The 11,142-nt window shown below is 68.9% G+C and carries 11 protein-coding genes and 1 pseudogene; 11 read left to right on the top strand and 1 reads right to left on the bottom strand.

The window, feature by feature from the left end:
- The 5 genes from D477_RS20275 to D477_RS20260 all read left to right on the top strand — a co-directional run.
- On the top strand, positions 1–993 hold a 993-nt coding region (locus D477_RS20275), incomplete at its 5' end, for a maleylacetate reductase (protein ID WP_005274933.1).
- 13 nt (positions 994–1,006) lie between these two features.
- Entirely contained in the window at positions 1,007–1,909 is a 903-nt protein-coding gene (locus D477_RS20270; protein WP_005274930.1) for an intradiol ring-cleavage dioxygenase, read from the top strand.
- A gap of 180 nt (positions 1,910–2,089) precedes the next feature.
- Complete coding sequence (locus D477_RS20265) at positions 2,090–2,689, top strand: protoglobin domain-containing protein (protein WP_005274927.1); 600 nt, start codon at positions 2,090–2,092, stop codon at positions 2,687–2,689.
- On the top strand, positions 2,683–2,931 hold the full coding sequence (locus D477_RS23460; RefSeq protein WP_005274924.1) for a hypothetical protein: 249 nt from the start codon (positions 2,683–2,685) through the stop codon (positions 2,929–2,931). The genes D477_RS20265 and D477_RS23460 overlap by 7 nt, the downstream gene beginning before the upstream one ends.
- Positions 2,886–3,308 carry an SAM-dependent methyltransferase gene (locus D477_RS20260; RefSeq protein ID WP_005274922.1) on the top strand — a complete coding sequence of 141 codons (423 nt, stop codon included), beginning with the start codon at positions 2,886–2,888 and terminating at the stop codon, positions 3,306–3,308. Before D477_RS23460 ends, D477_RS20260 begins: the two co-directional genes overlap by 46 nt.
- A 63-nt stretch (positions 3,309–3,371) precedes the next feature.
- On the opposite strand, the gene D477_RS20255 is transcribed toward D477_RS20260, so the two are convergent.
- On the bottom strand, positions 3,372–4,832 hold the full coding sequence (locus tag D477_RS20255; protein ID WP_005274916.1) for a CitMHS family transporter: 1,461 nt from the start codon (positions 4,830–4,832) through the stop codon (positions 3,372–3,374).
- Positions 4,833–4,997: 165 nt separating this feature from the next.
- Here D477_RS20255 and D477_RS20250 point away from each other — a divergent pair, with 165 nt between their 5' ends.
- From D477_RS20250 to D477_RS20225, 6 genes and pseudogenes are all read left to right on the top strand, one after another.
- Positions 4,998–6,848, top strand: a complete 1,851-nt coding sequence (locus D477_RS20250) for a sensor histidine kinase (protein ID WP_005274913.1) — start codon at positions 4,998–5,000, stop codon at positions 6,846–6,848.
- Positions 6,845–7,507, top strand: a complete 663-nt coding sequence (locus D477_RS20245; protein WP_005274911.1) for a response regulator — start codon at positions 6,845–6,847, stop codon at positions 7,505–7,507. Before D477_RS20250 ends, D477_RS20245 begins: the two co-directional genes overlap by 4 nt.
- Positions 7,508–7,516: 9 nt before the next feature.
- A complete protein-coding gene (locus tag D477_RS20240; RefSeq protein WP_005274909.1) occupies positions 7,517–8,521 on the top strand; it encodes an aldo/keto reductase family protein in 1,005 nt (334 codons plus the stop codon).
- A 111-nt stretch (positions 8,522–8,632) separates the two neighbouring features.
- Positions 8,633–9,766, top strand: coding sequence for an L-talarate/galactarate dehydratase (locus tag D477_RS20235; RefSeq protein WP_005274905.1), 1,134 nt, complete (start codon positions 8,633–8,635; stop codon positions 9,764–9,766).
- A 125-nt stretch (positions 9,767–9,891) separates the two neighbouring features.
- On the top strand, positions 9,892–10,593 hold the full coding sequence (locus D477_RS20230; RefSeq protein WP_005274901.1) for a FadR/GntR family transcriptional regulator: 702 nt from the start codon (positions 9,892–9,894) through the stop codon (positions 10,591–10,593).
- Between the two features lie 140 nt (positions 10,594–10,733).
- A pseudogene (locus D477_RS20225) lies at positions 10,734–11,142 on the top strand (glucarate dehydratase); the annotation flags it as partial.

Genomic DNA, 11,142 nt, shown 5'->3' with positions numbered 1-11,142 from the left:
GTTGAGCGGTTCGGCGCGCAGAAGGTGATGGTGATCGCCTCCGAGTTCGAGGCCGCGATCGCCCGGGAGGTATCCGCGGGCATCGACGTGGCCTTGGATTACGACGACGTCGCCCCGCACGTACCGGTCGAAAAGGCCGAGAAGGCCCGGGCCGCTGCGGCCGAGCATGGCATCGACCTGCTGGTCTGCGTCGGCGGCGGCTCGACCACCGGCCTGGCCAAGGCCATCGCCCTCACCACCGGCATCCCGATCGTCGCGGTCCCGACCACCTACGCCGGTTCCGAGGCCACCAACGTCTGGGGCTTGACCGAAGCGGCCCGCAAGACTACCGGGGTCGACGACAAGGTCCTCCCGGCCACCGTCATCTACGACGCGGCCCTGACCCTGTCCCTGCCCGTCGACCTCTCGGTCGCCTCCGGACTGAACGGCATGGCTCACTGCATCGATTCCATGTGGGGACCCCGGGCCGATCCGATCAACCAGGCCCTCGGTGCCGAAGGCATCCGCGCCCTCAACCAGGGCCTGCCGCTGATCACCCAGGACCCGGCCGGGCTGGACGGCAGGGAGCAGGCGCTGTACGGGGCGTACCTGTCCGCGGTCGCGTTCGCCTCCGCCGGCTCCGGCATGCACCACAAGATCTGCCACGTCCTCGGCGGAACCTGGAACATGCCCCACGCCCAGACCCACGCCACCGTGCTCCCGTACGTGCTCGCGTTCAACGCGCCCGCCGCCCCGGCCGCCGCCGAGCGGATCGCGGCAGCGTTCGGCACTGAAAATCCGGTCGACGGACTCAACCGGCTCCGCGAAACCCTCAATGCGCCGAAGGCGCTGAAGGATTACGGCTTCGCCGAGGAGAACATCCCCGAAGCGGTGGACCTGATCCTGCCCGTAATCCCCGCCTCCAACCCGCGCACCGCGACGCCGGAGAACCTCACCGCCCTGCTGGCCGCGGCCACCGCGGGCGACGACCCCAAGACCCTCACCGACCTCTAAGAAGGCACCCCCCATGACTGAAACCACCATCAACGGCATCACGCCTGAACAGCAGCAGGTCGAGCAGGACCTGGTCGACACCGTCGTCGCCTCCTTCGAGAACACTGCAGACCCGCGGCTGAAGCAGCTCATGCAGTCCCTGACTCGGCACCTGCACGCCTTCATCCGCGAGGTCCGGCTCACCGAAACCGAGTGGAACCAGGCCATCGAATTCCTCACCGCGGCCGGGCACATCACCGACGACAAACGCCAGGAATTCATCCTGCTCTCCGACGTCCTCGGCGCCTCCATGCAGACCATCGCCGTGAACAACGAAACCATCGGCAACGCCACCGAAGCCACCGTCTTCGGACCCTTCTTCACCGAAACCGCCCCCGAAATCGCGCACGGCGGCGACATCGCCGGCGGCGCCACCGGCCAGCCCTGCTGGGTCGAAGGAACCGTCACCGACACCCACGGCAACCCCGTCCCGAACGCCCGCATCGAGGTCTGGGAAGCCGACGACGACGGCTTCTACGACGTCCAATACACCGACGGCCGCGTCGCCGGCCGCGCCCACCTCTACACCGACGAAAACGGGAACTACAGCTTCTGGGGACTGACACCGACCCCGTACCCCATCCCGCATGACGGGCCCGTGGGCAAGATGCTCGAAGCCACCGGCCGCTCCCCCGTCCGCGCGTCCCACCTGCACTTCATGGTCACCGCACAAAACCTGCGCACCCTCGTCACCCACATCTTCGTCGACGGCGACCCGCAGATCGAGATCGGCGACAGCGTCTTCGGAGTGAAAGACTCCCTCATCAAGACGTTCGAGCAGCAGCCAGCCGGGACCCCCACTCCCAACGGCCGCCAACTCGACGGAACCTGGGCCCGCACCCGCTTCGACATCGTCCTCGCCCCCGCCGGCACCTAAGCGTTTCGAACCCATGCCGGTGCCCGGTTCCGCGATCGACGGCACCGGGGCACCGCCGTCGTATGTCCTTTCCGCAGGAACCGCCAGCCGTGGTCCCCAACGGTCCCGGTTCCGCCCCCCCCGTTGCCCTTCCACACGGCCCGGAGTATTAATGGCCTCCCAACCACTTGGAGGTCGGCCATGTCGGTCCAATCACCGAAGAGTCCTGAAATCCCGGGTTACACCTATGGCGCTGCCAGCCATTCCCCGGTCAGCTTGGCAGAACTGGAGGAACTCAAGGCAAGCGTCATGTTCACCAACAGGGACGCCGAACTGCTGCGCCGGGCAGGCCAGCTGCTGGATGGCCAGGTGGAGAAGGTGCTCGACGTCTGGTACGGCTTCGTGGCCGGCCAGCCGCACCTGGTCGCGCATTTTTCCCGCCCTGACGGCCCGCCGATCGCCGAGTACCTTGAGGCGGTGCGCGCACGGTTCGGCCAGTGGATCCGCGACACCTGCACCCGCCCCTACGACCAGGAGTGGCTGGACTACCAGAACGAGATCGCGCTGCGGCACACCCCGGAGCACAAGAACGAGACGGACCAGGTGGGCTCCACGCCGGTGGTCCCGCTGCGGCACCTGATCGCCCTGACCGGACCCATTACGACGACGATCCGCCCGTTCCTGGCCAAGCGCGAGGAGTCCGCGGAACAGGTGGAAGCCATGATGGAGGCCTGGCTGAAGGCCGTCCTGCTGCAGGTCGCTCTCTGGTCGCGGCCGTACACCCGGGATGGCCAGTGGTAGACGCTGTCGGCGACTTCTGGGAATCCTTCTACAACGAACGGGACCAGGTCTGGAGCGGCCGGCCCAACGCCATGCTGGTCCGCGAGGTCTCCGGCCTCGCCCCGGGCACCGCCGTGGACCTGGGCTGTGGCGAAGGCGCGGATGCCATCTGGTTGGCCTCGCAGGCTGGCAGGTCACCGGGATCGATGTGTCCGCGGTGGCGCTGGAACGGGCGGCGCAGCACGCGCAGGAGGCCGGAGTAGCGGACCGGATCCAGTGGCGCAGGCTGGATTTGGCCGGATGGGAGCCCGCCACACGGTTCGATCTGGTGTCAGCGCAGTTCCTGCATTCCCCAGTGGAGCTGCCCCGGAACAGCGTGCTTGAAGCGGCGGCCAGGGCGGTGGCTCCCGGCGGCCGCCTGCTCGTGGTCGGGCACGAGTCCTTTCCGCCGTGGTCCCGCCACCCCGAGCCGCAGGAGCCGCTCCCGACCGCCGCGGAGCTTGCGGCGGCGCTGGGGCTCCAGTCCCCCGGCTGGGCGCTGGAAACCGTTGCTTCCGTCGACCGGGATATCACCGGGCCGGAGGGCCAAACCGGCACGTTGACGGACAGCGTGCTGCGGGCCCGACGGCTGGAGGCTTAACGACGCCGGCACCTGAGGCAAGTTTCGCAACTCACCTCAGGTGCCGGCGTCGTTAGCTCAGACTCAGCCCCAGGGGATGGCGCCGAGCAGGATGCCCACGGCGAGCATCACCAGCGAGACGACCGCGGAGCGCCACAGGACCTTCTTGTGGTGGTCGCCCAGTTCCACGCTGGCCAGCGAGACCAGCAGCAGGATGGCCGGCACCAGCGGGCTCTGCATGTGCACCGGCTGGCCGGTGATCGAGGCACGGGCCATCTCCGCCGGGGCGATGCCGAAGTGCGCGGCGGTTTCGCTCAGCACCGGCAGCACGCCAAAGTAGAACGCGTCGTTGCTCATGAAGAACGTCATCGGGATGCTCAGCAGGCCGGTGATGACGGCCATGAACGGGCCCATCGATTCGGGGATGATGTTCACCAGCCAGCTGGCCATGGCATCCACCATGCCGGTGCCGTCCAGCACGCCGGTCAGCACACCGGCGGCCATCACCATGGAGACGACGGCGACGATGCTCTGGCCGTGAGCGACCAGCTGCGCGGCCTGGTCCTTGACCCGGGGGAAGTTGACCATCAGGGCCAGCGCGGCGCCGATCATGAAGACGTAGGCCAGCGGGACGATGTCCAGTACCAGGACGACCATCACGGCCACGGTCAGGATGAGGTTGAACCAGAACAGGTGCGGACGCAGGGTCGGGCGATTCGGGTCCAGGGCGGAACCGACCAGCGACGAGTCGGTGGTCTCCTCGGCGGGAGCTTCCAGGACGGCCACGGAGCCGCCGGTGGCGGGGGCGCCGGAGGGTGCGGTGCCGGAGCCTCCGCCGTTGCCGCCCTTGCCCTTCTTGCCGCCGGTGGCGCCGCCAGTGCCGGGCTCGTCCTGCCACAGGTCAGGCTTGCCCTTGCGGTTCTCGACGCCGCCGGCCAGGCGCTTGCGCTCGCTCAGGCCGAGGCCCCAGGCGAAGATCATCACGATCACGATGCCGGCCAGCAGGGACGGGATCATCGGGACGAAGACGTCGGTGGGCGAGACGTCGAGGGCGGCTGCTGCACGCGCCGTCGGTCCGCCCCAGGGGACGATGTTCATGGTGCCGTTGGCCAGGCCGGCGACACAGGTGAGGACCACGGGGCTCATGCCCAGACGGTGGTAGATCGGCAACATCGCGGCCGTGGTCAGGATGAAGGTGGTGGACCCATCTCCATCGAGGGAAACGACGGCGGCGAGCACGGCCGTGCCGAGCACGACCTTCGCGGGGTCGTTGCCGAGGGTGCGCAGAATGAAGCGCACCAGCGGATCGAACAGGCCGACATCGATCATCAGGCCGAAGAAAATGATGGCGAACATGAGCAGTGCTGCTGTGGACGTCAGCGATTTCATCGACTCCAGGACCATGTCGCCCAAGCCCAATCCGGCTCCGGCGAAGAGGCCGAAGATGGTGGGGACAATAATCAGGGCCAAGACGGGGGTCAGCTTCTTGGTCATGATCAGCGCCATGAAGACCGCGATCATCGCGAATCCCAGGAAAACCAGCACTGCAACTCCTTCGTAAAACGCTTACCGGTGTGACCGGCCCTACAGACTGTAGGGTGGCCTCGATCACGGATGGCGCTTTATCTCACTTGAGGTGCATACTGCTTATTGCGCACGTTTTGCTCATTTAGCTCGGAGGGCGGCTTCCGCCGTCCCTAGGGAGGCACTGTGGAGGACTCCGGCGGCCATGCGCCGCGGATGAGTTTCTCCGCGCGCATGCTCCTGCTCCAGGTGGGCGTCGTGGCCCTGGTGGTGCTGCTGTCGGCTGTGGTAATCGGCCTGCTGACTTACCAGCGGCTGGGCAACGAGGCCGAACGCCAAGCGCTGGCGGTGGCCAGGACCGTGGCGGCTTCCGGTGATGTCCGGACGGCCACCGCCGACCTCGCTGACGCCTCCCCTGCCGAGCTCTCCGCAGAGGCCCTGGCCGGCGGCCCGCTGCAGCCGCTGGCGGAGGACGTGCGGCAGCGCACCGGCGCGCTGTTCGTGGTGGTGACCGATGACACCGGCCTGCGCCTGGCCCACCCGAATCCGGCCGAACTGGGCAAGATGGTCAGCACGGATCCCTCCGAGGCCCTGGCCGGGCGGGAAGTCACCACCCAGGAACAGGGCACGCTGGGGCACTCGGCGCGGGCCAAGGTCCCGGTGTACGCACCCGGTTCCACCGCAGTGGTGGGCGAGGTCAGCGTGGGGTTCTCGAGCGAAGACGTGCTGGAGAGCCTGGCCGGCAGCATCTTCCCGATCGCGGCCACCGCGGCCGGTGCACTGGCCCTGGGTGCCGGCGCCTCGCTGCTGCTGGGCCGGCGGCTCAAGCGGCTGACCCTTGGACTGGAGCCGGAGGAGATCGCCGCGCTGGTGCAGGACCAGGAGGCTGTGCTGCGCGGCGTGGACGAGGGGGTCATCGGCGTCTCGGCGGACCGGAAGATCACCGTCTTCAACCGCGAAGCCAAGCGCCTGCTCGGCTTCGACATCGCCGCCGACCTGGTCGGCCGTCCGCTCGCCGAGGCCGGCCTGCCGGATTCCTTCGACCGCCTGCTGGCCGCCGCCGACCCGCAGTCCCCCACGGTGGAACAGGTGGTCGGCTCCCGCGTGCTGATCCTGTCTGCGCGCGAAGTGCAGCCCAGCCGCACCCCGGGAAGGCGCGGTTACCGCCCCGGGGCAGGCACCGCCGTCGTTGTTCCCCGTGCCCCGGAACTGGGCTGGGTGATCATGCTGCGGGACCGCACCGCGCTGCAGTCGCTGACCCGGCAGCTCGATGCCGTTGGCGCGCTGACCACCGCACTGCGCGCGCAGCGGCACGAGTTCGCCAACCGGCTGCACACCATCGCCGGGCTGCTCGGGATCGGACGGCCTGCCGAGGCGCATGACTATGTTTCCGGGATCATGCAGACCGGCCCGCTGACCTATCCGGCCGAGCAGGTGGAGCTGCTGCAGGATCCGTACCTGCAGGCGTTCATCGGAGCGAAGAGCACGGAGGCGGCCGAACGCGGGGTCACGCTGCGGGTGGGGCCGGAGACGCTGATCCGCGGCCGGATCACGGACCCGCAGGACGTGACCACCGTGATCGGCAACCTCGTGGACAACGCCGTGCGGGCAGCGGTGCGGGGCGGGAATCCCGAGCGCTGGGTCGAGGTTGAAGTCATGGACGAACTCACCGGCGACGGCGGCACGCTGCATCTGGTGGTGGCGGATTCCGGCGACGGCCTGCCGCCCTTGGACACTGCCGGAAACAACGACGGCGGCGGGCCGGGCTATGAGCGGATTTTCGCCGAGGGCTTCACCACTGCGGAGGGCGACTCCGTTTGGGATGGCCGGGAGGGCAACAGCGTGCTGCCCGAGGTGCCGGAGCTGCCGGACATCCACGGACAGGGTTTCGGGCTGCCGCTGGTGCGGCAGCTCGCCCGCCGCCGCGGCGGCGAGGTATGGGTGGCGGATCCGGGCCGGCCGGGCGGACCGGGCGCCGTCTTCTGCGCCCGGCTGCCGGGGACCGTGGAACCAACAGGGACAGGAGAGACTTTATGACCGACTTCCAGGTCCTCATTGTGGACGACGACTTCCATGTCGGCCGGCTGCACGCCGGCTACGTGGACGCCGTCCCGGGCTTCACCGCCCTGCCGCCGGTGGGCTCGGCCGAGCAGGCCCTGCGCACGGTGCACGGCCAGGAGCCGGACCTGATGCTCCTGGACGTCTACCTGCCGGATGCGCTCGGGCTGGACCTGCTGCGCACCCTGGACGTGGACGTCATCATGCTCACCGCGGCCGCGGACGCCCCCTCGGTCCGCAAGGCGCTGCGCCGCGGCGCCCTCGACTACCTGATCAAGCCGTTCACCGCGGAGCAGCTGTCCCGGAAGCTGCGCGCCTACGCCCGGTTCCGCCGGCTGCTGGCCGAGCAGCCCTCGATCGACCAGGACACGGTGGACCGCGCCCTGCACGCCCTGCATCCGGGCGAGTCCGGTGCGCCGGCTGCCCGCACCCGCTCCGCCACCGAGGCCGCGGTACTGGAGGCGCTGGTGCCGGAGACCCAGCAGTCCGCCGCCGAGGTCGCCCGGAAGGTCGGCATTTCCCGTGCCACGGCGCAGCGGTACCTGTCGGCGCTGGCCGATGACGGCGCGGTCGAAATCCACCTGCGGTACGGCAGCACGGGCCGCCCCGAACACCGCTACGGTCGGCCCGGCCGGTAGCATCGCAGCATGGAATTCAGGTATCTGGGCAACAGCGGTCTGAAAATTTCGGAGATCACCTACGGCAACTGGCTGACGCACGGCTCCCAGGTGGAGAACGATGTCGCCACCGCCTGCGTGCATGCGGCCCTGGACGCGGGGATCACTACCTTCGACACGGCCGACGTCTACGCGAACACGGCCGCCGAGACAGTGCTGGGCAGCGCGCTGAAGGATGAGCGGCGCGAATCGCTGGAGATCTTCACGAAGGTCTACTTCCCCACTGGCCCGAAAGGCCACAACGACACCGGGCTCTCGCGCAAGCACATCCGGGAGTCGATCGACGGCTCGCTGCGCCGGCTGCAGACCGACTACGTCGACCTCTACCAGGCGCACCGCTACGACGTCGAAACCCCGCTGGAAGAAACCATGCAGGCCTTCGCCGACGTGGTGCGCGCCGGCAAGGCGCTGTATATCGGCGTGAGCGAATGGACCGCGGACCAGCTCCGTGCCGGCCACGCGCTGGCGAAGGACCTGGGCATCCAGCTCATCTCCAACCAGCCGCAGTACTCCATGCTCTGGCGGGTCATCGAGGACCAGGTGGTCCCGGCGTCCGTGGAGCTCGGGATCTCCCAGATCGTTTGGTCGCCTGTGGCGCAGGGCGTGCTCACCGGCAAGTACAAGCCCGGCGCCGACGTGCCGCAGGGCAGCCGCGCGGCGGACGAAAAGGGCGGCGCGGACATGATCAGCCGGTGGCTTTCCGACGACGTCCTCAACGGCGTCCACCGGCTGCAGCCCATCGCCGAGGAAACCGGGCTGACCATGGCCCAACTGGCCATCGCCTGGGTCCTGCAGAATCCCAACGTTGCGTCAGCCATCATCGGCGCCTCCCGCCCCGAGCAGGTCGAATCCAACGTCAAGGCCGTCGGCGTGAAGCTTGATCCGGCCACCATCGAAGCCATCGAGGAGGCCGTCGGCGGGCTGGCGGAGCGCGACCCGGCGAAGACCAGGAGCCCCGAGGCCCGCCTCACCTGAGCCCCCGCCGCCGAGCCGCGTCACAGCCAGCCGCCCGCCCCTCACACTTGTCATAGAAGTTGGTCTACTTGTACTATCAGTGGACCAACTTCTCCTGCTGCAAGGACTGCCATGACCTACCTGACCGACGCCATCCGCCACGTCAAGCTCTCCACGGCGACACTGCCCCTGGCCACTCCCATCTCGGATGCCAAGGTGTTCACCGGCCGGCAGAAGCCCATGACCGAAGTGGTCTTCCTCTTCGCCGAGATCCAGACCGAGCAGGGCCATGAGGGCCTCGGCTTCTCCTACTCCAAGCGCGCCGGCGGCCCCGCCCAGTACGCCCACGCCCGGGAAGTCGCCGAAACCATGATCGGCGAGGATCCCAACGACATCGCCAAGCTGTATAACAAGCTGCTGTGGGCCGGCGCCTCGGTGGGCCGCTCCGGCGTCGCCACCCAGGCCCTCGCCGCGCTGGACATCGCCCTCTACGACCTGAAGGCCAAGCGGGCGGGCCTCCCGCTGGCCAAGTTCCTCGGCTCCTACCGCGACTCCGTCCGCACCTACAACACCTCCGGCGGCTTCCTCAACGCCAGCATCGAGGAAGTGAAGGACCGCGCCAGCCGCTCCCTCGAAGAGGGCATCGGCGGCATCAAGATCAAGGTCGGCCTGCCGGACAACGCCGAGGACCTGCGCCGCGTCGCCGCCGTCCGCGAGCACATCGGCGCCGACGTGCCGCTCATGGTGGACGCGAACCAGCAGTGGGACCGTGCCACCGCACTGCGCATGGGCCGGAAACTCGAGCAGTTCGACCTGGTCTGGATCGAGGAGCCGCTGGACGCCTACGACGCCGAAGGCCACGCCGCCCTCGCCGCCGCGCTGGACACCCCCATCGCCACCGGCGAAATGCTCGCCTCCGTCGCCGAGCACGAGCGCCTCATCGCCGCCCGCGCCTGCGACATCATCCAGCCGGATGCTCCGCGCGTCGGCGGCATCACGCAGTTCCTGCGCCTGGCCACCCTCGCGGACCAGGCCGGCCTGGACCTCGCCCCGCACTTCGCCATGGAGATCCACCTACACCTGGCCGCCACCTACCCGCGCGAGCCCTGGGTGGAGCACTTCGACTGGCTCGACCCGCTGTTCAATGAGCGGCTGGAGACCAAGGACGGCCGCATGATCGTTCCGGACCGCCCCGGCCTCGGCTTCACCTTCAGCGACCAGGCCCGAGCCTGGACCACGGAGAGCGTGGAGTTCGGCCGCGCCTGAGCCGGCGCCTGCCGCCCTCCCCTCATCCTCCTCCCCTCCCCTCATCCTCCTCCCCTCCCCAACAACGACGGCGGCGCCCCACCGCCGTCGTTGTCCCACCTCCGCACGAGGAAAGCATTGGAACGATGAAGCAGAACCTGACCACCGCCTTGGTTGACGACCTGCGCCGCCGCATCATAGACGGCGCCATTGCCCCCGGCGAGAAGCTGCCGAGCGAGAACACCCTGATCGCCGAACACGGGGTCAGCCGCACAGTGGTGCGCGAAGCCATCACCCGGCTGCAGGCCGAAGGGCTCGTGCACACCCGGCGCGGCGCCGGCAGCTTTGCGTTGACTCCTCCCGCTGTCGATGCCCAGCCGCAGCACCCGGTCGGCCAGGTCCGCACGCTCGAAGAGCGCCGCCACTTGATGGAGTACCGGGTCGGGATCGAAACCGAGGCGGCGGCACTCGCGGCCCGCAGGCACACGGACTCGCAGATGGCCATGCTGCGCAGCGCCCTGGACGCCTTCACCCGTTCCGAGGGCAACCCCGCCGCGGCCTTGCGCCACGACTTCGATTTCCACCGAACCGTGGCTGAGGCCAGCGGCAACCCGTACCTGGCCAACGCCATTGGCAGCCTCGGCCCCGTCATGATCGCGATGCCACGGCACCGCCTGGACACCAGCGGTACGAAAGCCGAAGCCGTCCGCCTCGCCCAGGTCTCCGCCGAACACGACGCCGTCCTGGCCGCTATTGAAGCTGGAGACGCGCAGGCCGCTGCCGCCGCCATGCGCACGCACCTCATCAATTCGAAAAGGCGGCTCGAACAGGAATCCGGCGGCCGCTGAAGGCCGTCTGCCCGCACAGCACCGATACCGATCCGGCATCGTCCGGTGCATAAGTGATCTTGGACACGCATCACTGCTCCCGATTAGCGTGAAGTGAATCTTGTGCCCTCCCTGGCTCTCCGTGAAAGGACTTCCACCCTATGTCTGTCGCCGACGCCGCGCCCGCAACCAGCCTCTGCTCCGAGCACCTCGGCCAGGTGGCCATTACGGGCATCACGATCACGCCGGTGGCGTTCGCGGACCCGCCGCTGCTGAACACGGTCGGCGTGCACGAACCGTTCGCGCTCCGCGCGATCGTCCAGGTCCACACCGACGCCGGGGTCACCGGGCTGGGCGAAACCTACGGCGACGCAGGCCACCTGCAGCGCCTCCACACCGCCGCCGAGGCCCTCACCGGCGCCGATGTCTTCAACATCAACCGGATGCGCCAGGCCGTCGCCCGCGCGCTGGCCGCCGACACCGTCCAGGGCGGACACGGCATGTCCGGCATGGTCACCGGCTCCTCCACGGCCGACCGGGTCCTGTCCCCCTTCGACGTCGCCGCCCTCG

The organism is Arthrobacter crystallopoietes BAB-32 (assembly GCF_000328305.2).
GTDB classification, from domain to species: domain Bacteria; phylum Actinomycetota; class Actinomycetes; order Actinomycetales; family Micrococcaceae; genus Crystallibacter; species Crystallibacter crystallopoietes_A.
Note: the sequence above shows the minus strand (reverse complement) of the source record. Positions and strands in the feature narration are given on the sequence as shown.

Excerpts from the sequence above, each read along its gene's own strand:
- D477_RS20230 (WP_005274901.1), top strand. The coding sequence starts at position 9,892 with ATGAAGCAGAACCTGACCACCGCCTTGGTTGACGACCTGCGCCGCCGC.
- D477_RS20265 (WP_005274927.1), top strand. The coding sequence starts at position 2,090 with ATGTCGGTCCAATCACCGAAGAGTCCTGAAATCCCGGGTTACACCTAT.
- D477_RS20270 (WP_005274930.1), top strand. The coding sequence starts at position 1,007 with ATGACTGAAACCACCATCAACGGCATCACGCCTGAACAGCAGCAGGTC.
- D477_RS20240 (WP_005274909.1), top strand. The coding sequence starts at position 7,517 with ATGGAATTCAGGTATCTGGGCAACAGCGGTCTGAAAATTTCGGAGATC.
- D477_RS20245 (WP_005274911.1), top strand. The coding sequence starts at position 6,845 with ATGACCGACTTCCAGGTCCTCATTGTGGACGACGACTTCCATGTCGGC.
- D477_RS20235 (WP_005274905.1), top strand. The coding sequence starts at position 8,633 with ATGACCTACCTGACCGACGCCATCCGCCACGTCAAGCTCTCCACGGCG.